Raw genomic sequence first — 26,380 nt, 5'->3', positions numbered from 1 at the left:
AACCGCAAGGACTTTTCAGCATGGCAGGCAACTCCCGGCGCCAGGGCGCCATCCGCAAGACGGGCACCAAGAAGGGTGCCGTCATCGGTTCCGGCGGTCAGCGCCGCAAGGCCCTCGAAGGCAAGGGCCCGACCCCGAAGGCGGAGGACCGTCCCGGGCACAAGGCCTACCGCCAGAACAACGCCCAGACCAAGCGCGACCAGGCGCGGCAGAAGAAGGCCGACAAGCCGGAACTGATCGCCGGGCGCAACCCGGTGGTCGAGGCGCTGCGCGCGGACGTCCCGGCGACCGCGCTGTACGTCGCGATCAACATCGAGATCGACGACCGCGTGAACGACGCCGTCCGGCTGGCCGGCGACAAGGGCATCTCGATCCTGGAGATCCCGCGCGAGGAGCTGGACCGCAAGACGAACCGGGCCGTGCACCAGGGCCTGGGCCTGCAGGTCCCGCCGTTCGAGTACGCCCACCCGGACGACCTGATGGCGGCGGCGCGCAACTCGGGCGAGGTGCCCCTGTTCGTCGCGCTCGACGGCGTCACCGACCCGCGCAACCTCGGCGCGGTGATCCGCTCGGCGGCCGCGTTCGGCGCCCACGGCGTGCTGCTGCCGGAGCGGCGCAGCGCGGGCATGACGGCGGTGGCGTGGCGCACGAGCGCGGGCACGGCGGCGAAGCTGCCGATCGCGGTCGCGACCAACCTCACGCGCCAGCTGAAGTCGTGGGCGAACGAGGGCCTGATGCTGGTCGGCCTGGACGCGGACGGCTCGGTCGAGATCGACGGGCTGGAGCTGGCGGCGGACCCGCTGGTCATCGTGCTGGGCTCGGAAGGCCGCGGCCTGTCGCGCTTGGTGCGCGAGACGTGCGACGCGACCGTGTCGATCCCGATGGCGGCGGGCGTGGAGTCGTTGAACGCGTCGGTGGCGGCCGGTGTGCTGCTGGCCGAGGTGGCGCGGCGCCGTCGTCTCGCCGGACGGATCTGAGCCCCACCTCCACGACCCACCTTCACGACGAGGAACCACCCACTCGGGTTAAGGTCACCATCGGATAAACCGAGGGGACCTGACCACCGATGTCATTCGTTTCGCCACTGTTCCTGTGGTACTTCATGCCGGCGGTGCTCATCGCCGTCCTGGTGTGCCCGCGGACCTGGCGCAACGGCATCATCGCGGTCGGCAGCCTGCTGTTCTACACGATCGGCGCCGGCCCGTTCGTGTTCCTGCTGCTCGGCTGCATGGTCGTCAACTTCATGGCCGGGCCGCTGCTGGAGGCGAGCCCGTGGGACGTCCAGGGCGTCCGGCGGCGGCGGATCCTCATCGCCGTCGTCTCGCTCGACGTCAGCGTCCTGCTGATCTGGAAGTACGCCGGGTTCGCGACGCAGCAGATCGCCGCCGTCTCGCACTGGTTCGGCGGCAGCCTGCCGGTCGCGAGCCTGGTGGTGCCGATCGGCATCTCGTTCTACACGTTCCACCACATCTCGTACGTGGTCGACATCTACCGCGGCGAGCGGCCGGCGCTGCGCAACCCGGTGTCGTTCGCCGCGTACATCGCGATGTTCCCGCAGCTGGTGGCCGGCCCGATCGTCCGCTACCGCGAGATCGCCGACCAGCTGCCCCAGCTGCGTTCGCACCGCCTGGACGACATCGCGGCGGGCTTCCCCCGGTTCGCGTTGGGCCTGTGCAAGAAGACGATCATCGCGGACTCCCTGAGCCCGCTGGTCGAGGCGTGTTTCAAGGTGCCGCCGGACCAGATGACGTTCGCGACGGCGTGGCTGGGCGCGATCGGCTACACGTTGCAGCTGTTCTTCGACTTCTCGGGCTATTCGGACATGGCGATCGGCCTGGGCCGCATGCTGGGCTTCCGCCTCCCGGAGAACTTCGCGCGGCCGTACTCGTCGGTGACGATCACGGAGTTCTGGCGCCGCTGGCACATGAGCCTGTCCCGCTGGTTCCGCGACTACGTCTACATCCCCCTGGGCGGCAACCGTCATGGAGCGGGCAAGACGTACCGCAACCTGTGCGTCGTGTTCGTCTTGACGGGCTTCTGGCACGGCGCCCAATGGACGTTCCTGGTGTGGGGCTGCTACCACGGAGCCCTGCTGGTGATCGAGCGCCGCTTCGGCCTGGACCTCAACCCGGCCAACCCCCGCCAGCGCTACCTCCGCAGAGCGCTGACCATGCTCCTGGTGGTGTTCGGCTGGGTCTTCTTCCGCTCGCAGGACATCGGCCACGCATTGGCGATGATCGGCCACATGCTGCTCCCCGACTTCGACGGCCTGGGCGCCGGAGTGGAACAGGCGTTCACCAACCAGCGCCTGGTCCTGCTACTGGCGGCCCTGGCGGTATTCGCACTACCAGCTCACCCGGTAACGGGCCCCCTGCTGGAGTCGTCCAGAAGCCGCCCGGCCACGGCACTGCGCATCGGCGTGATGACGGTGGGCCTGATCTACGCGGCCATCCTGATCGCGACGGGCACATTCAGCCCGTTCTTGTACTACCAGTTCTGAGCGGGAGCCCCGAACGATGACCGAGCCGACCGACCTGGCCAAGATCCCAGGTGTGATCCCCTACGTGGACCACCACACCGGACCAAGACGGCTGCTCACTCTGGAAATCCCCCACCTGGGCCACACCGTCCGCGCCTACGCCCCCATCGCCAGCGTCGACGGAAGACAGTACGTGGTCTCCTGGGGCTCGGTCACGTTCGAGATCCCCGCCGACCGCAACGTGCACGTCAGCGTCCACCTGCACACCAACAGCGGCCATGAGCACACGATCACGCCGTTCGCCTCGATCGTCCTGTCCGCCCACCCCGCGCCGCTGCGGCTGCTCGCCCAGTTCGCGCCGAGCCACGGCCCCCAGGGCTCGCTCGTGCCCCTCGGGTGAACCACGTGCTGGCTGCGCGCTACCTCCTCCTCACCCGGCACGGCGAAGCGACCCCCGACGAGGCCGGGCTCACCGAAGCCGGGCAGCAGCAGGCGGTTCTGCTCGGACGGCGGTTGCGCGAGCTGCCCGTCGCCGCCATCCACCACGGGCCGCTCGGGCGGGCCGCGCTCACCGCCGCCATCATCGGGGACCAGCTGCCCGGCGTTCCGCTCCACGTCGAAGCGGCGGCCGGCGACTTCGTGCCCTACCTGCCGAAGCGCGAGGAGCTGCCCGAGACGTCCGCCGACCGGCTGCTCGCCATCACCCGGCAGCTGCCGCCCGCCGACGAGGAGCTCGCCGCCGAGGCCGAACGGCGGTTCACCGGGCCCGTTCCCGGGAACGAGGCGCGGTTCGACCTCGTCGTCACGCACAACTACCTCATCTCCTGGCTCGTGCGCGCGTCGCAGGACGCGCCGCCGTGGCGGTGGCTCGCGCTCAACCACGGCAACGCGGCGCTCACCGTCATCCGCTACGTGCCGGGGCGGCCCGCCGCGCTGCTGGCGTACAACGACCAAGGTCATCTCCCGCCCGCACTGCGCTGGACGGGCTTCCCACCCGAGTTTTACCTTCCGTAACCGGTGAACGCGGAGCGTGTCCGGCACCGAAAACAGGTCTCGCCCGAATGGCCGAGCCTGTCACGATGGCCGGATGAGTTTCGTGCCTTCGCCCACGTCCGTTCGGCTGAGCGACTACCTCGCGGCCGACACCGTCATCGATCACGACCACCCGTCGATCCGGGAACGAGCCGACGCGCTCAGAACCCTGACGGACGGCCCGGCCGGGTACGCCGAAGCCGCGTTCCGGTTCGTGCGGGACGAGGTCGACCACGTCGTCGACGCCGTCGATCCGCGCGTCACCTGGCGGGCGTCGGACGTGCTGCACGAACGCGTCGGGATCTGCTACGCCAAGGCGCACCTGCTGGCCGCTTTGCTTCGGGCGCAAGGGATCCCGGCCGGGTTCTGCTACCAGGAGCTGTCCGCGCTGCACGGGCTGAATGCCGTTTACCTGCACGGCAGGTGGTCCCGACTCGACGCCCGCGGCAACCGCACGGGGGCCGGCGGGGAGTTCTCCCTCGACGTCGAACGGCTCGCCTGGCCCGTCGATCCCGCGCGCGGTGAACGCGACCACCCGGAGATCCACCCCGCGCCCGCACCGGCGGTCGTGGACTTCCTGATGACGGTCGTACCGGGAGCCGGCTGGTACGAAACCGGCCTGCCGGCCACGCTGGAACCCCAGGTTTAGCGGTATTTTCCGAAAACCCGGCAATTCAGTGAATTATTGCCGAGAGTGACGTCCCGGGCCAGCGCTTGTCCCCCGAATCTCTTATTTCGCGGTCCCCGAGACGCGCGTAAAGTGACTCCCCGCACTCGAACCGACACTTTACGCATTCGTCTGTTCGGGTGATTCGAGGGAGGTGAAGCACGTGGCCGCGGAAGGCGGACGCCTCCGCCGTACCCCACTGCAGGAGATCTTCTGGACCAGAACCAGCCTGCTGCTCACGGTACTCGTGGTGGTCGCCGGTCTCAGCCTGTGGCTGGCCGGCTTGATGGAACCCGGCACCGGGAAGAACCTGGTGACGTCGCTGGGCACCGGCACCCTGATCTCCGCGATCGTGGGGTTCGGCACCAGCCTGATCACCGCCAGCGCCTCGCAGCGGGCGCTGGTGACTCCGGTGATCGAAGAGAGCAGGCGCGCGCTGGAGGACCTCAGCGCCGAATACCGCGCGCTGAACAAGGAGTTCTTCCCCACCGACGTGTTCGAGGCGACGACCGATCCCGACCCCGCGTTCAACCGCGCGCTGATGGCCGACCTCGACGCGACCCGGCAGTACTTCTTCCGCGGCTTCTCCGGGCGGCACGCCGCCGCCCGCCTGTTGCTTTCCCGCACGGAACGCGAACTGCGGGCCGTGATCGCCGATCCGCGTGACGCGAGCTCGATCAGCGGGCGCGCCCGCTACCTGCTCCGCCGCGAGGCGGGCGACGTCGACTACGAACAGATCCAGACCCGGCTCGACGAAGAGATCCGGATCGGGCTGGTCGGCCTCTTCCTGGCGCGCAGCCGCTGCGCGCAGGTCGACATCACCGTGGTCGCCGACCCGCCGCTGGACCGGCTCGAGATGTTCGACGACAGCGTGTGGATGTCGCTCTACAGCGACGTACGCGGCGCCACGAAGCTGTACCCGCGGTCCCTGCGGTTCACCGAGGGTTCCTTCCTCTACAACATGGAGCGCGCCGAGTTCGTGCGCGTCTCGCAGTCCCGGACCGGCCGCCACTTCCGCATCACGTCCGCGACGACGCGGGCGGATTTCCTGGCGCTGTTCGAAAAGATCACCGGATCCCCGTTGTCCGAGGAGCAGTTCCGCGAGCTGGAAAGCAAGTTCCACGCCTTCCGCACGGAGTTCTCCGAAGTCGCCGAGCTAGGGAGCTGACCTTGCTCACCCGCCTGTCCCCGCTCACCGAACTGGCCACGCGCCTGCGCACGGCCGGGTTCCCGCTCGCCGTCGACTGGCGCACGGTCGACACCTGGTTCCGGTCGTGGGCCGACCACCCCGAGCTGCGGGAGGAGCTGCGCTCGCAGCTCCGCTCACTGTCCGCCGCGCAGGCCGCGAAACTGCTGCGCTCGTCCCGGGAAACCACGACCCATTTCGCGTGGTGCCTGCTCGATTCGCCGACCGACCCGTTTTCCTTCTGGCTGCACGAATACAAGCCGCAGCAGGACTGGCGGGAGGGGTACGCGGATTCCGTGCACAACCACAGGTACCACTTCTGCACCACCATTCTCCGGGGCAGCTACCTCCACGAAAGGTACGAGACGACCCACGACCCCGGCACCGGCCTGATCGACTCCGCGCACCTGCGTCGCCGGACGTTGTGCCAGGCCGGGGCCTGCGCCACCATGCTGGCCGACGAATACCACCGGATTCCCGAAGCGGCCCCCGGCACGATGACCTTCCTCGTGAAATCACGTCCGGTGAGCACGTTCAGCCTTTCCTACGATCCGACCAGCGGAATCGGCCATCGTCACGTTCCGGTCGAGGTCCGATTGGGGGAATTGGCGGACCGCATCTAGCTACACACCGGCGTCAGCGGCGCTTACCATTACTCCACCCGTCTGAATACCACGGCCGGGATCGGAGAGGTGTATGCGTACGCAGGAAAGCACGATCGACAACGTGACTCTCGACGCCGTCGAAAACCGGGTGCACCGGCTGTGCCGGCAGTACGCCGAGCGGCTGCCGTTCCACGGCTGGCACCACGTCAGCTTCGTCCGCGCGAAGGCGGCCGGCTTCGCCCAGCACAACGGCGCCGACCGCACCGTGGTGGAGGTGGCCGCGCTGGTGCACGACGTCAACTACCTGGTGCTCCGCAATTCGCCGGCCGCCGCCGGCAGCGGTCTCCGCGGGGAGATCCTCGCGGAGTGCGGCGTCGCGGACGGCGTGGCGAGCTGGATCGACGAGATCGTCGACGAAGCCGAGATGGCCACCCGCGGCCGCGACATTTCGCTGGAGGCACAGGCCTTGAGCGACGCGGACACGCTGTTCAAGGCGCTGCCGGTGACGCCGGTGGTGCTCGCGCACCGCTACCTGCGCGAGAACGGCCTGAGCCTGCGGGAATTGGCGGACAAGATCGTCGGCGAGCAGTGCGACGTCCACGACGAGGGGTACTACTTCTACAACCCCGAAGCGGCGGCGACGTACTCGCGCTGGGCGATGGCGAACCTCCAGCTGTGGCAGTGCATCAAGGAAGCGGTCGACGACCCGACGGTCGTGGAGCTGCTGGACGCGGTGCACGCGGTCGACGCGCTGGCGTCCTAACGCTGGCCGTAGCCCCGCAACCGGTCGACGACGTTCGCGACCTCGGGCGGCGGCAGCAGGCTCGGCCGGCCGGCGCTCTGCGCGAGCAGCCACACGCGGCACGCCCACTCGAGCTGCTGGGCGCGGTGGTAAGCGGCCTCGAGGCCGTCGCCGAAGGTGAGGGTGCCGTGGTTGGCCATCAGGCAGCCACGGCGCCCTTCGAGTGCTTCCAGAACGGCGGAGGCGAGCTCGGGCGTGCCGTAGGTGGCGTAGCGCGCGACGCGCACGGAAGGGCCGATGGTGGCGATGATGTAGTGGATCGGCGGCACCTCCCGCACGAGCGTCGACACGGCGGTGGCGTGCGGCGAGTGCGTGTGCACGACGGCGGTCACCGGCTCGTCGTCGGGATCGCGCGCGTCCCAGTAGACGGACAGGTGCATCGGCAGCTCACTGGTCGGCTGCAGCTCGCCGTCGATGACCTCCCCGCCGAGATCGACCACGGGGATGTCGGCGGGGGTCATCGCGGAGTAGGCGACGCCGGTGGGCGTGACGGCGACGAGGTTCCCGGCGCGCACGGAGACGTTCCCCGAGGTCCCGACGACGAGGCCGTCACCGACCATCCGCCGGGCATAAGCGCAGACGGCGGCCCGCTCGGGCTCGAGGATCATGCGCGGGTCCCGTCTCGTGAGCTCACGCCCACCACTCTGGCCCACGCGCAGCCCCCACCACTCCCTGGGGGGCGTCCCCTGTCCAGTCTATCGGTCCTGACCTGCAAAAACGGGGTCTCCGGAAATCTGTGGACAACCGGACCCGATGTGGATAACTACGCCTTCGCGGCCGGCGCGGGAGCCGGAGCCTTGGCAGCGGGCGCCGGAGCCTCAGCCTGGGGCTTGGCAGCGGGCGTCGAGGCGAGGGCAGGCGCCGGAGCAGGCTTGCGGTCCCCGTTCGCCGGAGCCGAAGCCGGGGCATCCTCCGCCGGGGCCAGCAGCTTCATCGCCTCGCGCACCGCCACATCCGTCGCCGCGATCCGCTCCGCGACCTTCGTCCGCAGGTCCAACGCCAGCTTCCGGTTCCGGTCCGCCTCCGCCTGGCGGTCACGCGCCTGCGCCAGCGCCGCCTCGGTCTCCTGCTTCTTGCGCGCGATCTCCTGCTCGAAGGCCTGCTTCTTCTTCGCCAGCTCCTCGGACGCCACCCGGTCCGCGTCAGAACGCTTCGCAGCCGCCGCGGTCTCCGCCTTCGCGTCGGCCTCCTTGCGGGTCCGCTCGGCCGCCGCCGCCAGCTCCACCCGCTTGGCGCCCGCCGCCGCGGTCAGCTTGTCGATCTCGATCTTCGCGTCCTTCATCAGGCGCGTGCGCTCTTCCTCCGCGTCCTTCGCCAGCTTGTCGGCCGTGCGGTGGGTCTCGTGCGCGTACTTGTCGGCCTGGTCGCGCGTCGAAGCCGCGTCGGCGTCCGCGGCGGAGCGCAGGTCGGCGATCTCCTCCTCCGCGAGCTGCATCATCGTGCGGACGCGCTCGGCCATCGCGCCGGCCCCGGACGGGCTGGAGCTCATCCGCGCGAGGGCGGCCTTCGTCTCGGCCAGCTCCTTCTGCGCGTACGCGAGCGCCTTCGTGAGATCCGACGCGGTCGCGACGGCGTCGTCGCGGTTGCGGGCGGTCTCGCGGAACTCCTTGGTCAGCTCGGCGATGCGGGCGTCGACCTGACGCTGGTTGTAGCCGCGGAGGCCCACGGCGAACTGGGCGGTCTTCGGGGTGGGTTGGGGCTTCTCAGGCGCGACCATCGGGCCACCTTAATGATCCGGGGTCCGTTCGTCTGTACCGCCAAACGGATGCATCACGAATTTGGGAACCCCCGGTCACCCATGGCATTCTGACCTCTGTTGACCAGCGGTTGACGCGGGGAGGCCACTTTGGACACATCGGCGATCCTCGCGGACATCGGCGCCCACTGGCACGTGTACCTCACGATGCCGTTCATCGCGGCGTTGATCGGCTACGTCACCAAGCGCGTCGCCATCGAGATGATGTTCCGGCCGCTCGAGTTCACCGGGATCAAGCCGTTCCTCGGCTGGCAGGGCGTCATCCCGGCGAACTCGCGGCGGATGGCCACCACCGCCGTCGATCTGCTGACCCGCAACCTCGTCGACCCGCAGGAGATCTTCGCCCGGCTCGACCCGGAAGAAATGCTCAAAGAGCTCGAAGCACCGCTGCTCAAGGCCGTCGAAGACGTCACGCGGGAAGTCATGGAGACCTACCAGCCGCGGCTGTGGGAGATGCTGCCGTCGCGGGCGCAGCGGCTGCTCGTCGACCAGGTCCGCGCGCAGGCGCCGGACGTCGTCAAGCGGCTCCTGCGCGAGGTCTCGACCAACATCGACGACGTCCTCGACGTCAACGACATGCTCATCGGCGCCATGGTCCGCGACAAGTCGCTGACCTGCCGGCTGATCCGCGAGGTCGCCGCGCCCGAGTTCAAGTTCATCGCGCGGTCGGGCATTTACTTCGGCTTCGTGATCGGGCTCGTCCAGTTCGTCGCCTGGGCGCTGACGAAGGAACCGCTGATCATGCCGATCTTCGGTTTCGTCACGGGCTTCGTCACGGACTGGCTGGCCCTCAAGATGATCTTCTACCCGCGCGAGCCGCGCGGCTTCGGGTTCTTCCGCTGGCAGGGGATGTTCCAGAAACGCCGTCAGGAGGTCGCCGCCGACTACGGCGCGCTGATCGCCGACGAGGTGCTGACCGTGCGGAACGTCATGGAGGCCGTGCTCACCGGCCCCCGCGCGGATCGGCTGTTCGCGCTGATCACCCGCGAGGTGCAACGCACGATCGACGCGCAGGCGAGCATCGCCAAACCGCTGGTCGCGCTGACCATGGGCGGCAAGCAGTACCAGGAGATGAAACGCGCGGCCGCCGAGAAGGCCATCGCCTACCTCCCCGAAACGGTGAAACACGTCGAGAGCTACGCCACCGGTGCCCTCGACGTCCGCAACACGATCGTCGAAAAGATGCGGCAGCTGACGCCGATCGAGTTCGAGGGGATCCTGCGTCCGGCCTTCAAGCAGGACGAATGGAAGCTCATCGCGGTCGGCGCGGTCATCGGCGGGCTCGTGGGTGAACTGCAGGTCCTGCTCCTGCTGCACTGACACCGGGCGCTAGCGTGCGGACGTGGACTTCGGCACGCACTGGCAGGTGTACGTCACCACGGGAGTTCATCGCGGCGCTGATCGGGTACGTCACCAAGCGCGTCGCCATCGAGATGATGTTCCGGCCGCTCGAGTTCACCGGCGTCAGACCGTTCCTCGGCTGGCAGGGCGTGCTGCCGGCGAACGCGGAGCGCATGGCCACGACCGCCACCGAGATGCTGACGACGAACCTCGTCGACCCGAAGGAGATCTTCGCCCGGCTCGACCCGGAGCAGGTGGCGAAGGAGATCGAACAGCCGCTGCTACGGGTCGTCGAGGACGTCACCCGCGACGTCATGGAGACCTACCAGCCGCGGCTGTGGGAGGTGCTGCCGAACTCCGCGCAGCAGGTGCTGCTCAAGCGCGTGCAGGCCGAAGCGCCGAGGGCGATCACCAAGATCATGCGCGAGATCGCCGACAACATCGAGGACGTCCTCGACCTCAAGCACATGGTCGTGACGAACCTGGTGCGCGACAAGGCGTTGCTGAACCGGCTGATCCGCGACATCTCGCGCCCGGAGATGCGGTTCATCGCCCGCTCCGGGATCGGCTTCGGGTTCATCCTCGGCTGCGTGCAGCTCGTCGTCTGGGCGCTGACGAAGTCGCCGATCGTGCTGCCGCTGTTCGGCATCGGCATCGGCTGGCTCACCGACTGGCTGGCCCTCAAGATGATCTTCCTGCCGCGCGAGCCGCGCCGGTTCTTCGGGATCTACACCTGGCAGGGCGTGTTCCAGAAGCGCCGCGACGTCGTGGCCGCCGACTACGGCGACATGATCGCGCGCGAGATCATCACCATCCCGAACCTGCTCGAAGCCGTGCTGCGCGGGCCGAAGTCGGACAGGCTCTTCGCGATGATCACGCGTGAGGTGCAGAAGACGATCGACGCGCAGGCGAGCGTCGTCAAGCCGTTCGTCGCCATCGCCGTCGGCACCAGGCGGTTCCAGGAGATGAAGCAGACAGCGGCGACGAAGGCGGCGGAGCGCGTCCCGGAGACGATCCGGTACGCCGAGAACTACGCGGTCAACGCGCTCGACGTCCGCAACACGATCGTGGACCGGATGCGGAAGCTGAGCGCGCTGGAGTTCGAGCAGCTCCTGCGGCCGGCGTTCCGCCAGGACGAGTGGAAGCTGATCGCGGTGGGCGCGGTGATCGGCGGTCTCGTCGGCGAACTGCAGGTGCTCGCGCTGCTCGGCTAGCCGGTACGGTTTCGTTCTCGGCACGGCGAGGGAGGTCGGATGGACACTGTCCTGGCCGACCTCGCGCTGCATTGGCCGCTGTACGCGGCGATGCCGTTCATCGCCGCGCTGATCGGGTACGTCACCAAGCGCGTCGCGATCGAGATGATGTTCCGGCCGTTGGAGTTCCTCGGGATCCCGCCGCTGCTCGGCTGGCAGGGCGTCGTCCCGAAGCACGGCGGCCGGATGGCGGCCGTCGCGACCGAGCTGCTGACCGCGAACCTGCTCGACCTGAAAGAGGTCTTCGGCCGGATCGACCCGGTGATCATCACGCACGAGCTGGAGCAGCCGCTGCTGCGCGCGGTCGACCACATCGCGCGCGAGGTGCTCGCCGAGCACCACCCGCGGCTGTGGGAGGTCATGCCGACGCTGGCCCAGGAGATGCTGATCAAGCAGGTCCAGGCGTCGGCGCCGCGGCTGGTGCGGGAGTTCCTCGACGACGTCCGCGAGAACCTCGACGAGGTGCTCGACGTCCAGCACATGACGGTCCAGCGGCTCACCCGCGACAAGGCACTGCTGGTGCGGCTGATCCGCGAGACGTCCCGGCCGGAGATGGCGTTCATCGCGCGGATGGGCATCTACTTCGGCTTCGGGCTGGGCCTGGTGCAGACGATTGTCTGGGCGTTCACGCGCGAGCCGTGGGTGCTGCCGGTGTTCGGCGGCGTGATCGGGCTGTGCACGGACTGGCTGGCGATCAAGCTGATCTTCGTCCCCCGCGAGCCGGTCCGTGTCGGCCGGGTGATCTTCCAGGGCAAGTTCCAGCGGCGCCGCGCCGAGGTCGCCCGGCAGTACGGCGAGCTGATCGCCACCGAGGTCCTCACCGTCCAGAACCTGCTGGACGCCCTCCTGCGCGGCCCGCGCTCGGATCGCTTGGCCGCGATGGTGGAGCAGATGGTGTCGTCGGCGGTCGACACACAGGTGTCGGCCTCGGTGCTGACGCTGACGGTGGGCGGCCCCCGGCTGCGCGAGATGAAGCACGCGGCCGCGACGAAGGCGTTGGCGCAGCTGCCGGACACGGCGCGCTACGCCGAGGGCTACCTGACCGAGGCGATGGACGTCGCGAAGATGATCGAGCAGCGGATGCTGGCGCTGACACCGCTGGAGTTCGAGGGCCTGCTGCGCCCGGCGTTCCGCCAAGACGAGTGGAAGCTGATCGCGGTCGGCGGGGTGATCGGGTTCCTGGTCGGGGAGCTGCAGGTCCTGCTGATGCTGGGCTGACGTTTGCATCCGCACAGTCACTTTCGGTAGGAAAGATACGTCCAGGGGTGCCTCAAGCGCATCTTTCCCAGCGAAAGTGACGAGTTCAGGCCACCGGGGTCAGCTCGGCCGCCGAGGTCACCGCGCGCACCCGCGTCCGGCGGTCGCGCCGCCAGGCGATCAGCCGGCACACCACGTAGATCAAGAACGAGATCGCCGTGACGAACGCGCTCACCGGCAGGCCCGGGGCCAGCGACAGCACGATTCCGCCCAGCGCCGACACCTCCGCGAAGACGATCGCCAGCACCGTCGCCTTCCAGGGGGACGCCGTCACGCGCGCCGCCGCCGCAGCCGGTGTCACCATCAGCGCCACCACCAGCAGCGAGCCGACGACCTTCACGCTCAGCGCCGTCGAGATGCCCACCAGCAGCGCGAACACCACCGTCAGCGTCTTCACCGGGACGCCGCGCGCGATCGCCACGTTGCGGTCGACCGACGCGAACAGCAGCGGCCGGTAGACCAGCGCCAGCACGGCCAGCACCACCACCGACGACACCACGAACAACGTCAGGTTCGTCGAGTCGATCGTGATGATCTGGCCGGTCAGGATGCCGAACTTGTTGCCCGACCGTCCTTTGTAGAACGACAGGAACAGCACGCCCATGCCGAGGCCGAACGAGAGGATCACGCCGATCACCGAGTCGCGGTCGGCGTCTCGCGCGCCCAGGATGCCCAGCAGCAGCGCCGCGACGACCGCGCCGATCAACGCGCCGTACTCGACGCCGATGCCCAGCAGCAACGCCGCCGCGCCGCCCGTGAAGGCCAGCTCGGACGTGCCGTGCACGGCGAACGACATGCGGCGCATCACGATCAGCGGGCCCAGCACCCCGGCCACCAGCCCGAGGATCGCGGCCGCCAGCAACGCCGTCTGGACGCCTTCGAGCTCGGTGATCAGCTCCCAGGTCTTGCCGAAGTCGAACAGATCCAAGACTCAGCCCACTTGTTCCTCGACGTCGTGTTCGTGGTGGTGCGGCTCTTCCTCGCACAGCGAGCTCTGCGAGCCCGCGATGTGGATCTGGCCGCCGACCTCGAGCACCTCGACCCGCGCGCCGTACAGCTGCGACAGCGTCTCGGTGTTCATCACCTCGTCCGGCTTGCCGATCCGGAAGGAGCCGTTGACCAGGTACAACACCCGGTCGACGAAGGGCAGCACCGGGTTGATCTCGTGCGTCACGAACAGCACCGCAGTACCGGACGTGCTCCGCCGCTCGTCGATCAGCTCGCTGATCGCGCGCTGGTGCGCCAAGTCGAGGGACAGCAGTGGCTCGTCGCAGAGCAGCACCTCGGGGTCGCCGACCAGGGCCTGCGCGACCCGCAGCCGCTGCTGCTCGCCGCCGGATAGCCGGCCGACGGGCTGCTTCGCGTACCGCGTCGCGCCCACCGCTTCGATGGCTTCGGCGACTCGACGGCGCCGGGCGGCCATGCCGAACAGGCCCGGGCCCCAGCGGTGGCCGTCGAGGCCCAGCCCGACCAGGTCGACGCCGCGCAGCGTGAGCGATTCGTCGATCGCGCGCTGCTGCGGGATGTAGCCGACCTTGCGGTTCGCGCCGCCCGGGCGGCCGCCGGCGATCTCGACCGTGCCCGCGGACAGGCCCTGCATGCCGAGCAACGCCTTGAGCAGGCTGCTCTTGCCGGAGCCGTTCGGGCCGAGCACGGCGAGGAACTCCCCGGGCTCGACGACGAGGTCGAGACCCGACCAGAGCGTCCGGGGACCGAACGCGAGACCCGCGCCGCGGACCCGGACCGCGGGGCGTACGTCGTCGGAGACTGGGGACATACTCAGCTCAACGCTTTCGCGAGTGCATCGACTTCCCCGGTCATCCAGCCAATGTAGTCCGTCACACCCTGGGGCAGCGTTTCGGTCACGTCCACGACGCCGATCCCGGCGGCCTTCGCCTGGCCGACGACGTCCTGGGTCAGCGGCGTCACCGTCTGGGCGTTGTTGATCAGCGCCTTGACCTGCTTGGTGGCGATGAGCTGCTTGTACTCGTTCACCGCGCCCGCCGGGACGTCCGTGTCGTTCTCCACCGCGTCCGAAAACGCCTTGGGTGTCGCGTCCGTCAGCTTCGCGCTCCGGAGCAGGTAGTGCGCGACCGGCTCGGTGACGACGACCTTCACGCCCGGGTGCGACGCGCCCAGCTCGCCGAGGCGCTTCTCCAGCGCGTCGACCTTCGCCTTGAACGCCGTCGCATTGTCGGTGAAGAGCTGCTTCGACGCCGGCTGCAGCTCGCCGAGCTGCGCGGCGACCTGGTCGGCCACCTTGTCGACGCCCGGCAGGTCGTACCAGACGTGCTCGTTCTCGTCGCCGGTCGCGGCGATGTCGTAGGCGACGAGCTTCTTCGCGTCACCCGCCTGGTCGGTGAGCTTGCCGAAGAACTCGTCGTAACCGCCGCCGTTGGACAGCAGCAGCTGCGCGTCCTTGGCCGCCAGCGCGTCTTCGGCCGTCGTCTCGTAGGAGTGCGGGTCGGCCGACGGGTCGTGGATGACCGACTTGACCTCGACCTTGTCGCCGCCGACGGCACCGGCCACGCTGCCCCAGACGTCGGTCGAAGCGACGACCTTGATCTTGCCGTCACCGCCGGACTGGCCGCCGCCGTCGGCGCCGGACGACCCGCCGCCGGAGCACGCGGCGAGCGCGAAGAGGGACAGGGCCGAAGCGGCGGCGAGCGCGCTCCTAGTGCGGCGGGAACTCATCGGGGACTCCTGCGAGAGATGCACGACTGCTAATGGAAACCGTTGTCAGATTCACTTTACCCCATCCGGATGACACCCTGGCAATCCGATCGTGGCTGGTGTATGCGCCGACGTGCATACGGATCGAGACATCGACCACGCGGGGTGTCTCTTCAGGAAAACGATCTGAACCGTTACGGTTTGCTGATGGGACGTCCTATTCGCACCCGGAGGCAGGCGACACTGGCGTCGCTCGCGGCGGAGCTCGGTGTGTCCAGGACCACGGTGTCCAACGCCTACAACCGGCCGGACCAGTTGTCCCCGGAACTGCGCCGCCGGGTCCTCGAGACCGCGCGGCGCCTCGGTTACCCCGGTCCTGACCCCGTCGCCCGCTCGCTGCGCACCCGCAGGGCCGGCGCCGTCGGGCTGCTGCTCACCGAAAACCTCTCCTACGCCTTCCGCGACCCCGCCGCCGTCGGCGTGCTCGAAGGACTGGCCCTGGCCTGCGAAGACGCCAGCGTCGGCCTCCACCTGGTGCCGGCCAGCCCGGGCCGGGAGGACGTCGCCGCGGTGCACCGCGCGGGCGTCGACGGCTTCGTCGTCTACTCCGTGCCGGACGACGACCCGCACCTGGCCGCCGTGCTGGAGCGGCCGGTGCCGACGGTGATCATCGACCAGCCGAGCATCGAGGGGATCGACCGCGTCGGCCCGGACGACGCGGCGGCGGTCGGCAAGATCGCCGAGCACCTCGTCGGCCTCGGCCACCGGCAGGTCGGCGTCATCTGCATGCGGCTGGCCCGCGAGCGCAACGACGACTTCGTCTCCCCGGCGCGCCAGAGCGGCGCGCACTTCCACGTCCAGCGCACCCGGCTCGAAGCGCTCGCAGTGGCCTTCTCCGGCGCCGGTGTCGACTGGGCGGGCGTCCCGGTGGTCGAGCGGTTCGACCACACGGTGGACGACGGCGCGTCCGCCGCCCGGCAGCTGCTCGACGCGTACCCGCAGATCACGGCCGTGATCTGCACCTCCGACATCCTCGCGCTCGGCGCCATGGCCGAAGCCGAACGCCGTGGGCTGCGCGTGCCGCAGGACCTCACCGTCACCGGTTTCGACGGCATCGCCGAAGCCGAGCGGATCGGGCTCACCACCGTGCACCAGCCGGTGCTCGAGAAGGGCAAGGCGGCCGGACGGCTGCTGCTCAGCTCGGGCGAGCGGAGCGCGCCGAAGGTGATCACGCTGCCGACCGAGCTGCGCATCGGCCGGACGTCGGCGCCGCCGCGGACCGTCGAGGAGCCCTGGTTCGGGGGCTGAGCACCGGCTTTCGCCGTGACTTTGCTCGTATCCCGTTGCCTGATCGAGCACCGGCCGGTCCAATGGTGGGGTACTCCCGCGCCGCGGGGCCACTGGCCGGAAGGTGACCGATGACCTCGATCGACGTACTGCTCAAGCGGAACCAAGAACTCGGCGAAGTCACGCCCGGCGACCGTTCGTCGCCGAAGCCGTCGCTCCAGGTGGCCGTCCTGACCTGCATGGACGCCCGCATCCGGGTGTTCGAGCTCTTCGGCCTGCTCCAGGGCGAATCGCACGTCCTGCGCAACGCCGGTGGCGTGGTGACCGACGACATGATCCGGTCGCTGGCCCTGTCGCAGCGCAAGCTCGGCACCCGCGAGGTCCTGATCGTCCAGCACACCGAGTGCGGCCTCTCGATGGTCACCGAGGACGACTTCAAGGACGAGCTCGAGAGCGACACCGGACTGCGCCCGACCTGGGCGGTCGAGGCGTTCCGCAACGTCGAGAACAGCGTGCGGACGTCGGTGGAGCGCGTGCGCCGCAGCGACTTCCTGCCGCACACCGACAACGTCCGCGGCTTCGTCTACGACGTCAAGACCGGGCGGCTTTCCGAAGTCGAGTAGCTCGCCATCGCGGCGCGGGAGGCCGGGCACGAGGTGCACTTCGCGGCCGGCGAGAACGTGCACGCGCCGCTGGTCCGGAACGGGCTCCGGCCCTTCCGGCCGGCGGATTCGTTCTACGAGATCTACGCCGAAGACCTCGAACCGGAGCTGACGCGGCTGCGACCGGATCTCGTGGTGCACGGCTGGGGTGCGCCAGAGGCGGCCGTCGCCGCGCTACGCGCCGGGATCCCCGCCCTCTGGCACGGGTTCGGCCGCATGTTCCCGGACGGGATCGGGTTCGAGCGCCCGCGCGGCGGGGTCCACCTGGACATCTGCCCGCCGTCCCTGCAGGACGCGGACTTCCTCGCGACGGCCGAGCGGATCGCCCTGCGTCCGGTGCCGTACTCCGAACCCGGCCCCTTCGAGCGGCCGCCGCGACCGCTGATCTACCTGACGCTCGGCACCGTGTTCGGCACCGCCGAGGTGCTCACCACGGCGATCCGGGGCCTGGCCCGCCTGGACGCGCACGTGGTCGTCGCCTCCGGCCGGGTGCGTCCGGACGACCTTGGCGAACTACCGGCCGACGTCACGGTCCGGGCCTGGGTGCCGCAGGCCGACGTGGTGGCGCACGCCGACCTGGTGGTGCACCACGGCGGCAGCGGCACCACGCTCGGCGCGCTCGCCGAGGGCGTCCCGCAGCTGGTCCTGCCCCAGGGCGCCGACCAGTTCGCCAACGCGGAAGCGCTCGTCACCGCGGGTGCGGCGCTGCGCCTCCTCCCGGCCGAACTGAGCGCGGACGCCGTCACCGAACAGGCGCGGAAGCTGCCGTCCTGCCGTGACGCGGCGCGCGCGATCGCCGCGGAGATCGCCACCATGCCGTCGCCGGACGAGGTCGCTCGCGAGCTGCCGAAGCACGCGAAGTAGCCTCCCGGCGTGGCTGTGGACGCTGACGTACTGCTCGACTGGTTCTCCGCGCACGGCCGGGACCTGCCCTGGCGCGAGCCCGAATGCTCGGCCTGGGGCGTCCTGGTCAGCGAAATCATGCTGCAGCAGACGCCGGTCGCGCGCGTCGAGCCGATCTGGCACGAGTGGCTGGCGCGCTGGCCGGTGCCCTCGGCGCTGGCCGCGTCGTCCCAGGGCGAGGTCGTGCGGGCCTGGGGCAAACTCGGTTACCCGCGCCGCGCGCTGCGGCTGCACCAGGCGGCGGGCGTGATCGCGGCCGAGCACGGCGACGTCGTCCCGTCCGATGTGGACACCCTGCTCGCGCTGCCGGGGATCGGCGCCTACACCGCGCGGGCCGTCGCCGCGTTCGCCTACGGGCGGCGCGCGCCGGTCGTGGACACCAACGTGCGGCGGGTCGTCGCGCGGGCGGTGCACGGCGCCGGCGACGCCGGGCCCGCGTCGAACACCCGCGACATGGCCGACGTCGAGGCGCTGCTGCCCGCCGAGGACGCGCCGGCGGCCCGGTTTTCGGCCGCGATCATGGAACTCGGCGCGCTGATCTGCACCGCGCGCGCCCCGCGCTGCGCGGACTGCCCGGTGTACGACGAGTGCGCGTGGCAGCACGCCGGCCGGCCCGAGTACGCGGGCCCGGCCAAGCCGGTGCAGAAGTTCGCGGGCACCGACCGGCAGGTCCGCGGGCGGCTGCTCGACGTCCTGCGCGGCACCGAGGGCCCGGTCGAAAAAGCGAAGCTGGACCTGGTCTGGCACGACGACGGCCAGCGTGATCGTTGCCTGGACTCCCTGCTGGTCGACGGCCTGCTGGAGCAGACCCGCGACGGCCTGTTCGCACTTCCGGGCGAACACTAACGCGCTACAACAAAAGTTGGTCAATAGTTGTCAACGGCGCGTTCCGGAGCTACCTTCTGCTGACTGCATTCCGGCGGAAGGTTCTCGCAATGGCGGACTTTGACCGCCGTGCCCTGCTGAAGGCGGGATTCACGGCGACCGCGGTCGGAACACTGGGGCTGGCTGGGGTCAGAACAGCGGCAGCAGCTGCCGTACCCACGCCGACCATCCACGGCACCGCGGAGTGGAACGCGCGGGCCGCGACCGGCGCGATCGTGGTCGAGAACCACAAGCCGACGTACATCGTCGTGCACCACACCGTGGATCCGGGGAACGTCACCGACTACTCGCTGGCCCACGCGCTCCAGATCTCGCGGGACATCCAGAACTTCCACATGGACACGCGCGGCTGGATCGACACCGGCCAGCAGTTCACGAACAGCCGCGGCGGCTTCGTCACCGAGGGCAGGCACCGCAGCCTGGAGATCCTGCGCGGCGGCACCCAGCACGTGCAGGGCGCCAACGTCGGCAACCACAACAGCGAGTGCATCGGCATCGAGAACGAAGGCCTGTACAGCACGGTCGACGTCCCGGTGGCGCTGTGGAACTCGCTGGTCGGCCTGGTCGCCTACATCGCGCACCAGTACGGCATCACGCCCGAGTTCATCAAGGGCCACCGCGACTTCAACTCGACGGAGTGCTGCGGCCAGGTCCTCTACGACCGGCTGCCGGAGCTGCGGACGGCGGTGGGCCGCGTCCTCGGCGTCTCGGTCGCGCGATCGGACGTCGCGGAGTGGCCGCTGCTGAAGCCGGGTGACACGGGCCGGCGGGTCCAGCTGGCGCAGCAGTTCCTGCGCGCGGCCGGCGCCGACGTGCCGACCGACGGTGTCTTCGGAGCGTCCACAAAGGACGCCGTGGCCGCGCTGGCGGCCCGGGCCTCACTGCCGCGCGACACGTGCACGGCGGCGAAGGCGGCCGACGAGACGGGCTTCCTCGGCTCGGACGTCTGGCCGCTGATCGTCCCGGCGGACCGCTCCACCGCGGCTTGGAGATCCGACCTGTCCCGCAGCTAACCCCCGACGCCTTCCACCTTCCGGGTGACAAAAACGCATCTTTCCCTATGAAAGTGGCGCACTAGCGATTCAAGACGTCGGACAGGAAGGCCTCGACGGCGCCCCGGTAGGTCTCCGGGGCTTCGTCGTGGGGCAGGTGGGCCGAACCGGGGACGACCAGGTGTTTCGCGCCCGGCACCCGGGCGGCGACCAGAGCCTGCTGGCCCGGCGGCATGGCTGTGTGCTCGCCCTCGACCACCAGCAGCGGGCAGCGGATTCCGTCCACAGTGGACCAGTAGTCGACGCGGCCCCATTCGGCGGCGATGACGTAGAGGTCCTCCAGGCCGGCGACCAGGTGGTAGCCGTCGGGACGCTCCTCGACGCAGTCGGTGAAGTACTCGCCCGCGTCGCCGAAGAACTCCCGGACGTGGTCGAGCGACTTGAACGGCACCGGCCAGCTCTCGAAGTAACCACGCCAGGTCTCCACGGTCCGGCCGCGCTGGTCCGGCGCGAAGTCCTCGGAGACCACCGCGCGCACCAGCTCCGGGTGCCGCGCGGCCGTCGCCCACGCGTGCAGGCCGCCCATCGAGTGGCCGATCAGCACCGCCGGGCCGGCGTCGAGGGTGCGCAGCGCATCGGCGACGTCGTCGGCGAACCGCTCGGTCGTCCACGGCCCGACCCGCGGCGCGCTGCCGTGGCCGCGCGCGTCGAGGCCGTAGACCGCGCCGTAGGGCCGGAGCCACTCCGCGACCCGCCGCCACGTCCGCGCCCGGCCCATCAGGCCGTGGAGCAGAACGATCGGCACGCCGCTGCCGCCGAAACAGAGCACGCGGCCACCTAACCACAGATCCGCAGGTGCGGAACGTGACCGAGTGGTCGCGCACGATGACCTAGGCTGGGTCGCATGCGCCGCCGACTCACCGCCCTCGCCCTCTGCAGTGTGGTGATCTCCGCCGCGGCCTGCAGCGGTGACGCCGTCCCGGCGCCGCCACCACCGCCGCCCATGCACCCGGTGCCCGGAGCGTCCGGCGCCGGTGATCCGTATTACCCGGACGACGGCAACGGCGGTTACGACGCCCTGCACTACGACGTTGACGCGACCTACGACCCGCCGAGCGGCCGGCTCGACGGCGACACGACCGTCACGGCCAAGGCGACCCAGGACCTCAGCCGGTTCGACCTCGACCTGCGCGGGCTCGACGTCGCCGGCGTCGAGGTCGACGGGCAGCCGGTGAAGTTCAGCCGGGAGAAGGCGTACGAACTGGTCGTTACGCCGGCGGCGCCGATCCGCGCCGGGACGACGTTCCGCACGCGCGTCCGATACGGCGGTGACCCGGCGAAGACCCCGCACGGCGGCGGCAGCGAGAACGGCTGGCAGCACTCGGCCGACGGCGGCGCGTTCATGGTCGGCGAGCCGCACTCGGCCGCGTTCTGGTACCCGGTCAACGAGACCCCGCGCGACAAGGCCACCTTCACGCTCACCGCGCACGTCCCGGACGGCTGGACGGTGATCTCGAACGGCCGTGAGCTGCCGCCGGTGCACGCCGGCGGCAAGACCACGACGACGTGGACCGAGACGAACCCGGTGGCGAGCTACCTGACGACCGTCGCGATCGACAGGTTCAGCGTCGACCGCTCGACGCTGCCGGACGGCACCCCGGTCGTCTCCGCGTACGCGCCCGGTGCCGAGGCCCACCGCGCGACCGGCGACCGGCTGCCCGAGATCCTCACCTTCCTGACCGGCAAGTTCGGGCCGTACCCGCAGTCGGCGGCCGGCGGGATCTACCTGAACGAGGACATCCACTTCTCGCTGGAGACGCAGACCCGGCCGACGTACGCGAAGTGGGCCGAGCTGCTGACGCTGGTGCACGAGAACGCCCACCAGTGGTTCGGCGACTCGGTGTCGGTGGCCGACTGGTCCGACGCCTGCCTGAACGAGTGCTTCGCGTCGTACGCGCAGTGGCTGTGGGGCGAGCGCGAGGGCCAGAACCTCGACGACCGCTACCGCGCGGCGATCGAGCTGACCCGCGGCAGCACCGACTTCTGGAGCCGCAAGCTGGTCGGCATGGGCGCCGGCCACGAGTTCGAAGGCGTCTACGACAAGGGCATCCTCGCCCTGCACGCGCTGCGCCGCAAGATCGGCGACCCGGCGTTCGACCGCCTCCTGCACGAGTGGCCGGCCCGCTACCGCCACGCGAACGCGACCTGGACCGACTTCGAGAAGCTGGCCGGCAGCATCGCGGGCCAAGACCTCCACGCCTTCTTCACCGACTGGTTCCACGGCACAGCCTTACCGGCGGACGCCGACCTCTTCCCGGGCTCCCTACGCAGCTGACCCGAACGGTCGGCTCACGTACCTGCAGGGTCGGCTCACGTACCTGGACGGTCGGCTCACGAATCGACCCTCTGGGTACGCGAGCCGACTCCCTGGGTACGCGAGCCGACCCTCTGGGTACGGGTGTTCGCCGTGGCGCGGATCATCGGGCCGGTGGCGCCGGCGTCAGTAGGCTGGGGTCATGAGTGTTGTGAAGATCAACGCGATCGAGGTTCCCGAAGGTGCCGGCGCCGAGCTGGAGAAGCGGTTCGGCGCGCGGCTGCACGCCGTCGACCAGCAGCCTGGCTTCCTCGGCTTCGAGCTGCTGCGGCCGGTTTCCGGCGAGACTCGCTACTTCGTCTACACGAAGTGGGAGACGGAGGAGGCCTACCAGGCCTGGGCGACCGGTGGCGCCGCCGCGGCCGCGCACGCCGGCGAGCGAGCCAAGCCCGTGTCGAGCGGTGCCAGCCTGCTGGAGTTCGAGGTCGTCCTCGGCTCGCAGCCGGGTGAGTGACCTCGCCCGCGCCGCGGAACTGCTCGACGGCGCCGGTGCGCTCCTGATCTGCGCCGGCGCCGGGATGGGAGTCGACTCCGGGCTGCCGGACTTCCGGGGCGGCGAAGGGTTCTGGCGCGCGTACCCGCCGTACGCCCGCCTCGGCCTGCGGTTCGAGGAGATCGCCGATCCGCGCCACTTCGCCGAGGATCCCGAGCTGGCCTGGGGGTTCTACGGCCACCGGCTGGACCTGTACCGCAAGACGGTGCCCCACCGCGGTTTCGGCCTGCTGCGCGAACTCCGGCCGGCCGGCGGCGTCCGCGTCTTCACGTCCAATGTGGATGGCCAGTTCCAGGAGGCGGGCTTCGAGCACGTCGCCGAGGCGCACGGGTCGATCCACCACCTGCAGTGCCTGTCCGGCTGCACCACGGAGATCTGGCCGGCCGACGTCGACGTGCCCGTCGACACCGAGACGATGCGCGCGGTGCCACCGCTGCCGTCGTGCCCGCGCTGCGGCGGCTTGGCCCGCCCCAACATCCTGATGTTCGGCGACTACGAGTGGGTGCCGGACCGCAGCCAGGCCCAGCTGGACGAGCTGACGGCGTGGCGCCGCACGGCGCGCGACCTCGTGGTGGTGGAGCTGGGGGCGGGTCAGGCGGTCCCGACGGTCCGCCGCTACAGCGAATTCGCCAGCGCCGCGACGGGCGCGTTGATCCGCGTCAACCCGCGCGAACCCCAGATCCGCCACAACCGCGGCGTGTCCATCGCGGCCGGTGCGCTGGAGACGCTCGAACAGCTCGTGAGTGTTTAGGGCGGTTCTAACCGCCCTAAACACTCACGACGGGCGTGCTCACGGCAGTTGCACCTCGGCGAAGACCGCGCGGTGGTCGCTGCCCGGGACGTCGAACACGCCGTAGTCCCGGACCGCGGCGCGGTTGTCCACCACGACGTGGTCGATCGTCACCAGTGGCAGCGACGACGGCCACGTCGGCGTCAGCCCCGAGCCGTGCTGCTCGGCCGCGTCGTTGTAGCCGCGGGACAGCACCGTGCGGAACGCCGCGTGGTCCAGGGTCGCGTTGAAGTCGCCCGCGAGGATCCGGAGGCCGTGCTCGCCCGCCGCGCGGGAGAGGTCCTTGGTCTCGCGCTCCCACTGCGGGGTGTCGACGTCCGGGGAGATCGGGTGGACGGCGACGATCTCCACCACCACGCCGTCGCCGAGGTCGGCCTGGGCGCCCGGCTGCTTGGCCGCGGAATCACCCGTCAGGTTGACCTCCGTCAGGGGGAACCGCGACACGATCCCCGAGCCGAACGCGCCGGGCGCGGGGTGCAGGACGCGGTACGGCAGCGTCTGGAACAGCCCGGCCGCGGTCAGGCCGTCGACCACGCGGGGCGTCATCTCGACCAGGTTCAGCACGTCGATCCGCTGCGCGCGCACCAGGTCGACGACGGCTTTCGGGTCCGCCTGGCCGTAGAGCAGGTTCGAGGAGAGCACGCGCAGTGTCTTGCCGTGCACGTCGCGCTGGTCGCTCGCCGACAGTCGCGGCACGACCAGGACGGCCAGCACGATCGCCAGCGGCAGCGCGATCCCGCCGACCCACCAGCGCCGGCACGCCAGCGCCAGGCCGCCGGCCAGCACGCCGTACAGCACCGCGTACGGCGTCAACGACAGCGCGACCAGGACGTACCAGTCGCCGTCGAAGCCGACCAGGCGCAGCACGACCAGCACCGCCAGCGGCACCACCGGTACCACCAGCAGGGCCGTGACCAGCGGGTTCTTCCGCCGCACCCGCGTCTCTTCCGTTGTCACCATGCAGCCGAGTATGCCGAGGTCGCCGCCGGACGGCCCGGGCGGCGGCCACACCTCCACAACATCTCCACCGGCGCTGCCAGCGCCGGACAGCCGCTGTCAGCGCGCTGTGCGCGGCCTGCCAGCCCGGACGTCCACTGTAGTCCTCACAGCGACCAGCGAAGGAGGACGCCCATGTCGCACGCGATCCAGGCCGAAGGCCTGGTCAAGCATTTCGGGGAAACCAAGGCGCTGGACGGGGTGGACCTCGAGGTCCCCTACGGCCAGGTGGTGGGGGTGCTCGGGCCGAACGGCGCGGGCAAGACGACCGCGATCCGCATTCTGGCCACGTTGATGAAACCCGACTCCGGGAGAGCCACGGTCGGGGGCTACGACGTGGTCTCCGACCCGGTCCGGGTCCGCAGCCTGATCGGGCTGACCGGGCAGTACGCGTCGGTCGACGAGGACCTCAACGGCATCGAGAACCTGATGCTCATCGGCCGGCTGTACGGCCTGCCCCGGGCCCAGGCCCGCAAGCGGGCCACCGAGCTGATCGAGCGGTTCGAGCTGACCGGCGCGGCCAAGCGGGCGATCCGGACGTTCTCGGGCGGCATGCGGCGCCGGATCGACCTGGCCGCCAGCCTCGTCGGCGGCCCCGAGGTGCTCTACCTCGACGAACCGACCACCGGGCTCGACCCGCACGCCCGCAACGAGGTCTGGGACGTCGTCCGCAACCTCGTCGCCGACGGCGCGACGGTGCTGCTGACCACGCAGTACCTGGAGGAGGCCGACCAGCTGGCCGACAAGATCACCGTGTTCGACCACGGCCGTGTCGTCGCCGACGGCCGGGCCGACGAGCTGAAGCGCCGCGTCGGCGGGCAGACGCTGCAGGTACGCCCGACCCAGCTGTCCGACATGGACGCCGTCAACCGGATCCTCGGCGACCTCAGCGGCGTCCGGCCGATCCGGGACGACGCCTCCGGGCTGCTCACCGCGCCGGTCAACGACCCGGTACTGCTGTCCACATTGGTCCGCAAGCTCGACGAGGCCGGGATCACCGCGGACGAGCTGGCGCTGCGGCTGCCCAGCCTCGACGAGGTGTTCCTCGCCCTGACCGGGCACGCCGCCGATGAACCCAAGAAGGACACCCGCGACCTCGAAGGGAGCCTGGCATGACGACCTTGGCACTCGACCGCCCGGCCCCGCCGCGGCACATCAGCCCGGGAAAGGGCTTCCAGCACGCGCTTTCACTGGCGTGGCGCGGCGTGCTGAAGATCCGCAAGAACCCGGAGCAGCTGGCCGACGTCACGCTGATGCCGATCATCTTCCTGGTCATGTTCGTCTACCTGTTCGGTGGCGCGCTGTCCGGATCGACCGACGCGTACCTCCAGATGGTCGTGCCGGGCATCATGGTGATGAACATCCTGCAGGCCTGTCTCACCGTCGGCACGAACCTCAACACCGACATCACCAAGGGCGTGTTCGACCGGTTCCGCAGCATGCCGATCGCCCGGTCGGCACCCCTGATCGGGGCGGTGCTGGCGGACATCGTGCGGTACGTGGTCTGCCTGGTCGTGCTGATGGTCGTCGCGACGATCATGGGCTACCGGATCGCGACCAGCCCCGGCGAGTTCGCCGTGGCGATCCTGCTGGCGCTGGCGTTCGGGCTCTGCTTCTGCTGGGGCTCGGTGTTCGTCGGCATGATCATGAAGTCGCCGGGCGCGGCGCAGGCGCTGATGTTCGTCTTCATCATGCCGCTGACGTTCGGCAGCAACGTGTTCGTCAGCACGGCCACGATGCCGGGCTGGCTGAAGGCGTGGGCGGACATCAGCCCGGTGAGCCTGATGGCCAACGCGTTGCGCGGCCTGATGAACGGCGGCGCCGTCGCCGGTCCGCTGGCCGGGGCCCTGGCCTGGATGGCAGGCGCGGTCATCGTGTTCTTCCCGCTGGCCACCTGGGCCTACCGCCGGCGGGTCTGAGGGCGCGGGTGCACGGGGGTGACCCACG

Annotated in this window: 27 protein-coding genes and 1 pseudogene; 21 read left to right on the top strand and 7 right to left on the bottom strand. The window is 70.0% G+C overall.

The annotated features are described in order from the left end of the window. Nucleotides 1-20: 20 nt before the first annotated feature. From rlmB to ACLJQZ_RS01425, 8 genes are all read left to right on the top strand, one after another. Nucleotides 21-977, top strand: a complete 957-nt coding sequence (rlmB, locus tag ACLJQZ_RS01460; RefSeq protein ID WP_410618133.1) for a 23S rRNA (guanosine(2251)-2'-O)-methyltransferase RlmB — start codon at nucleotides 21-23, stop codon at nucleotides 975-977. A gap of 89 nt (nucleotides 978-1,066) precedes the next feature. Beyond that, a complete protein-coding gene (locus ACLJQZ_RS01455) occupies nucleotides 1,067-2,500 on the top strand; it encodes an MBOAT family O-acyltransferase (RefSeq protein ID WP_410618132.1) in 1,434 nt (477 codons plus the stop codon). Between the two features lie 16 nt (nucleotides 2,501-2,516). Continuing rightward, the gene (locus ACLJQZ_RS01450) at nucleotides 2,517-2,879 is read left to right on the top strand and encodes a hypothetical protein (RefSeq protein ID WP_410618130.1); all 363 of its coding nucleotides are present in this window, start codon (nucleotides 2,517-2,519) and stop codon (nucleotides 2,877-2,879) included. A gap of 5 nt (nucleotides 2,880-2,884) precedes the next feature. Continuing rightward, nucleotides 2,885-3,493 (top strand): histidine phosphatase family protein, encoded by a 609-nt coding sequence (locus ACLJQZ_RS01445; RefSeq protein ID WP_410618129.1) that lies wholly within the window; start codon nucleotides 2,885-2,887, stop codon nucleotides 3,491-3,493. A gap of 73 nt (nucleotides 3,494-3,566) precedes the next feature. Then, nucleotides 3,567-4,160: a transglutaminase domain-containing protein gene (locus ACLJQZ_RS01440; RefSeq protein WP_410618127.1), complete on the top strand. Its 594-nt coding sequence runs from the start codon at nucleotides 3,567-3,569 to the stop codon at nucleotides 4,158-4,160. Nucleotides 4,161-4,332: 172 nt separating this feature from the next. Continuing rightward, entirely contained in the window at nucleotides 4,333-5,346 is a 1,014-nt protein-coding gene (locus tag ACLJQZ_RS01435) for a hypothetical protein (RefSeq protein WP_247058760.1), read from the top strand. 2 nt (nucleotides 5,347-5,348) lie between these two features. Then, entirely contained in the window at nucleotides 5,349-5,987 is a 639-nt protein-coding gene (locus ACLJQZ_RS01430) for a hypothetical protein (protein WP_410618125.1), read from the top strand. Nucleotides 5,988-6,060: 73 nt separating this feature from the next. Next, a complete protein-coding gene (locus ACLJQZ_RS01425) occupies nucleotides 6,061-6,732 on the top strand; it encodes an HD family phosphohydrolase (protein WP_410618124.1) in 672 nt (223 codons plus the stop codon). On the opposite strand, the gene ACLJQZ_RS01420 is transcribed toward ACLJQZ_RS01425, so the two are convergent. Next, nucleotides 6,729-7,379 carry a class II aldolase/adducin family protein gene (locus ACLJQZ_RS01420; protein ID WP_410618123.1) on the bottom strand — a complete coding sequence of 217 codons (651 nt, stop codon included), beginning with the start codon at nucleotides 7,377-7,379 and terminating at the stop codon, nucleotides 6,729-6,731. The two genes, ACLJQZ_RS01425 and ACLJQZ_RS01420, sit on opposite strands and share 4 nt — an antisense overlap. 155 nt (nucleotides 7,380-7,534) lie before the next feature. Further along, entirely contained in the window at nucleotides 7,535-8,488 is a 954-nt protein-coding gene (locus ACLJQZ_RS01415; RefSeq protein WP_410618122.1) for a hypothetical protein, read from the bottom strand. A 129-nt stretch (nucleotides 8,489-8,617) separates the two neighbouring features. Between ACLJQZ_RS01415 and ACLJQZ_RS01410 the strand changes: the two genes are divergently transcribed. From ACLJQZ_RS01410 to ACLJQZ_RS01400, 3 genes and pseudogenes are all read left to right on the top strand, one after another. Continuing rightward, nucleotides 8,618-9,847, top strand: coding sequence for a DUF445 family protein (locus ACLJQZ_RS01410; protein WP_410618121.1), 1,230 nt, complete (start codon nucleotides 8,618-8,620; stop codon nucleotides 9,845-9,847). A 22-nt stretch (nucleotides 9,848-9,869) separates the two neighbouring features. Further along, nucleotides 9,870-11,082: pseudogene (locus ACLJQZ_RS01405) on the top strand (DUF445 domain-containing protein). 39 nt (nucleotides 11,083-11,121) lie between these two features. Then, on the top strand, nucleotides 11,122-12,339 hold the full coding sequence (locus ACLJQZ_RS01400; protein ID WP_410618120.1) for a DUF445 domain-containing protein: 1,218 nt from the start codon (nucleotides 11,122-11,124) through the stop codon (nucleotides 12,337-12,339). Nucleotides 12,340-12,424: 85 nt separating this feature from the next. Here the strand turns inward: ACLJQZ_RS01400 and ACLJQZ_RS01395 are convergent, their stop codons facing one another. From ACLJQZ_RS01395 to ACLJQZ_RS01385, 3 genes are read right to left on the bottom strand one after another with little or no spacing between them, the layout of a single operon-like run. Further along, nucleotides 12,425-13,306 (bottom strand): metal ABC transporter permease, encoded by an 882-nt coding sequence (locus tag ACLJQZ_RS01395; RefSeq protein ID WP_247058767.1) that lies wholly within the window; start codon nucleotides 13,304-13,306, stop codon nucleotides 12,425-12,427. Nucleotides 13,307-13,309: 3 nt separating this feature from the next. Next, nucleotides 13,310-14,155 (bottom strand): metal ABC transporter ATP-binding protein, encoded by an 846-nt coding sequence (locus tag ACLJQZ_RS01390; RefSeq protein WP_326944902.1) that lies wholly within the window; start codon nucleotides 14,153-14,155, stop codon nucleotides 13,310-13,312. Nucleotides 14,156-14,157: 2 nt separating this feature from the next. Next, nucleotides 14,158-15,072 carry a metal ABC transporter solute-binding protein, Zn/Mn family gene (locus tag ACLJQZ_RS01385; RefSeq protein ID WP_410618119.1) on the bottom strand — a complete coding sequence of 305 codons (915 nt, stop codon included), beginning with the start codon at nucleotides 15,070-15,072 and terminating at the stop codon, nucleotides 14,158-14,160. A gap of 186 nt (nucleotides 15,073-15,258) precedes the next feature. Between ACLJQZ_RS01385 and ACLJQZ_RS01380 the strand changes: the two genes are divergently transcribed. The 5 genes from ACLJQZ_RS01380 (at nucleotide 15,259) to ACLJQZ_RS01360 (ending at nucleotide 19,801) form a co-directional block, all read left to right on the top strand. Beyond that, on the top strand, nucleotides 15,259-16,359 hold the full coding sequence (locus ACLJQZ_RS01380; RefSeq protein WP_247058770.1) for a LacI family DNA-binding transcriptional regulator: 1,101 nt from the start codon (nucleotides 15,259-15,261) through the stop codon (nucleotides 16,357-16,359). 110 nt (nucleotides 16,360-16,469) lie between these two features. Next, entirely contained in the window at nucleotides 16,470-16,961 is a 492-nt protein-coding gene (locus ACLJQZ_RS01375) for a beta-class carbonic anhydrase (RefSeq protein ID WP_247058771.1), read from the top strand. 33 nt (nucleotides 16,962-16,994) lie between these two features. Further along, nucleotides 16,995-17,864 (top strand): glycosyltransferase, encoded by an 870-nt coding sequence (locus ACLJQZ_RS01370; protein ID WP_410618118.1) that lies wholly within the window; start codon nucleotides 16,995-16,997, stop codon nucleotides 17,862-17,864. 9 nt (nucleotides 17,865-17,873) lie between these two features. Then, complete coding sequence (locus tag ACLJQZ_RS01365) at nucleotides 17,874-18,749, top strand: A/G-specific adenine glycosylase (RefSeq protein WP_410618117.1); 876 nt, start codon at nucleotides 17,874-17,876, stop codon at nucleotides 18,747-18,749. A gap of 89 nt (nucleotides 18,750-18,838) precedes the next feature. Next, nucleotides 18,839-19,801 carry an N-acetylmuramoyl-L-alanine amidase gene (locus ACLJQZ_RS01360; protein WP_410618116.1) on the top strand — a complete coding sequence of 321 codons (963 nt, stop codon included), beginning with the start codon at nucleotides 18,839-18,841 and terminating at the stop codon, nucleotides 19,799-19,801. 61 nt (nucleotides 19,802-19,862) lie between these two features. Here the strand turns inward: ACLJQZ_RS01360 and ACLJQZ_RS01355 are convergent, their stop codons facing one another. Next, a complete protein-coding gene (locus ACLJQZ_RS01355; RefSeq protein WP_410618115.1) occupies nucleotides 19,863-20,609 on the bottom strand; it encodes an alpha/beta fold hydrolase in 747 nt (248 codons plus the stop codon). Nucleotides 20,610-20,684: 75 nt separating this feature from the next. On the opposite strand from ACLJQZ_RS01355, the gene ACLJQZ_RS01350 reads away from it, so the two are divergent. The 3 genes from ACLJQZ_RS01350 to ACLJQZ_RS01340 all read left to right on the top strand — a co-directional run bounded on the left by ACLJQZ_RS01350 (nucleotide 20,685) and on the right by ACLJQZ_RS01340 (nucleotide 23,398). Next, on the top strand, nucleotides 20,685-22,115 hold the full coding sequence (locus ACLJQZ_RS01350; protein WP_410618114.1) for a M1 family metallopeptidase: 1,431 nt from the start codon (nucleotides 20,685-20,687) through the stop codon (nucleotides 22,113-22,115). 181 nt (nucleotides 22,116-22,296) lie between these two features. Further along, nucleotides 22,297-22,608 (top strand): antibiotic biosynthesis monooxygenase family protein, encoded by a 312-nt coding sequence (locus ACLJQZ_RS01345; protein ID WP_410618113.1) that lies wholly within the window; start codon nucleotides 22,297-22,299, stop codon nucleotides 22,606-22,608. Next, a complete protein-coding gene (locus ACLJQZ_RS01340; RefSeq protein WP_410618112.1) occupies nucleotides 22,601-23,398 on the top strand; it encodes an SIR2 family NAD-dependent protein deacylase in 798 nt (265 codons plus the stop codon). The genes ACLJQZ_RS01345 and ACLJQZ_RS01340 overlap by 8 nt, the downstream gene beginning before the upstream one ends. Nucleotides 23,399-23,437: 39 nt before the next feature. On the opposite strand, the gene ACLJQZ_RS01335 is transcribed toward ACLJQZ_RS01340, so the two are convergent. Then, a complete protein-coding gene (locus tag ACLJQZ_RS01335; protein ID WP_410618110.1) occupies nucleotides 23,438-24,397 on the bottom strand; it encodes an endonuclease/exonuclease/phosphatase family protein in 960 nt (319 codons plus the stop codon). 171 nt (nucleotides 24,398-24,568) lie between these two features. Here ACLJQZ_RS01335 and ACLJQZ_RS01330 point away from each other — a divergent pair, with 171 nt between their 5' ends. After that, a complete protein-coding gene (locus ACLJQZ_RS01330; protein ID WP_328645170.1) occupies nucleotides 24,569-25,549 on the top strand; it encodes an ATP-binding cassette domain-containing protein in 981 nt (326 codons plus the stop codon). Beyond that, entirely contained in the window at nucleotides 25,546-26,352 is an 807-nt protein-coding gene (locus tag ACLJQZ_RS01325; protein ID WP_326944912.1) for an ABC transporter permease, read from the top strand. The genes ACLJQZ_RS01330 and ACLJQZ_RS01325 overlap by 4 nt, the downstream gene beginning before the upstream one ends. The last annotated feature ends 28 nt before the right edge of the window (nucleotides 26,353-26,380 follow it).

The sequence above is a fragment of the Amycolatopsis sp. cmx-8-4 genome (genome assembly GCF_046548675.1).
GTDB lineage: Bacteria > Actinomycetota > Actinomycetes > Mycobacteriales > Pseudonocardiaceae > Amycolatopsis.
This window is presented reverse-complemented; position numbering and strand designations above follow the sequence as displayed.

Coding starts and splice junctions, on each gene's coding strand:
- rlmB (WP_410618133.1), top strand. CDS start 21: ATGGCAGGCAACTCCCGGCGCCAGGGCGCCATCCGCAAGACGGGCACC.
- ACLJQZ_RS01455 (WP_410618132.1), top strand. CDS start 1,067: ATGTCATTCGTTTCGCCACTGTTCCTGTGGTACTTCATGCCGGCGGTG.
- ACLJQZ_RS01450 (WP_410618130.1), top strand. CDS start 2,517: ATGACCGAGCCGACCGACCTGGCCAAGATCCCAGGTGTGATCCCCTAC.
- ACLJQZ_RS01440 (WP_410618127.1), top strand. CDS start 3,567: ATGAGTTTCGTGCCTTCGCCCACGTCCGTTCGGCTGAGCGACTACCTC.
- ACLJQZ_RS01425 (WP_410618124.1), top strand. CDS start 6,061: ATGCGTACGCAGGAAAGCACGATCGACAACGTGACTCTCGACGCCGTC.
- ACLJQZ_RS01420 (WP_410618123.1), bottom strand. CDS start 7,379: ATGATCCTCGAGCCCGAGCGGGCCGCCGTCTGCGCTTATGCCCGGCGG.
- ACLJQZ_RS01415 (WP_410618122.1), bottom strand. CDS start 8,488: ATGGTCGCGCCTGAGAAGCCCCAACCCACCCCGAAGACCGCCCAGTTC.
- ACLJQZ_RS01400 (WP_410618120.1), top strand. CDS start 11,122: ATGGACACTGTCCTGGCCGACCTCGCGCTGCATTGGCCGCTGTACGCG.
- ACLJQZ_RS01390 (WP_326944902.1), bottom strand. CDS start 14,155: ATGTCCCCAGTCTCCGACGACGTACGCCCCGCGGTCCGGGTCCGCGGC.
- ACLJQZ_RS01385 (WP_410618119.1), bottom strand. CDS start 15,072: ATGAGTTCCCGCCGCACTAGGAGCGCGCTCGCCGCCGCTTCGGCCCTG.
- ACLJQZ_RS01380 (WP_247058770.1), top strand. CDS start 15,259: ATGGGACGTCCTATTCGCACCCGGAGGCAGGCGACACTGGCGTCGCTC.
- ACLJQZ_RS01375 (WP_247058771.1), top strand. CDS start 16,470: ATGACCTCGATCGACGTACTGCTCAAGCGGAACCAAGAACTCGGCGAA.
- ACLJQZ_RS01360 (WP_410618116.1), top strand. CDS start 18,839: ATGGCGGACTTTGACCGCCGTGCCCTGCTGAAGGCGGGATTCACGGCG.
- ACLJQZ_RS01350 (WP_410618114.1), top strand. CDS start 20,685: ATGCGCCGCCGACTCACCGCCCTCGCCCTCTGCAGTGTGGTGATCTCC.
- ACLJQZ_RS01345 (WP_410618113.1), top strand. CDS start 22,297: ATGAGTGTTGTGAAGATCAACGCGATCGAGGTTCCCGAAGGTGCCGGC.
- ACLJQZ_RS01335 (WP_410618110.1), bottom strand. CDS start 24,397: ATGGTGACAACGGAAGAGACGCGGGTGCGGCGGAAGAACCCGCTGGTC.
- ACLJQZ_RS01330 (WP_328645170.1), top strand. CDS start 24,569: ATGTCGCACGCGATCCAGGCCGAAGGCCTGGTCAAGCATTTCGGGGAA.
- ACLJQZ_RS01325 (WP_326944912.1), top strand. CDS start 25,546: ATGACGACCTTGGCACTCGACCGCCCGGCCCCGCCGCGGCACATCAGC.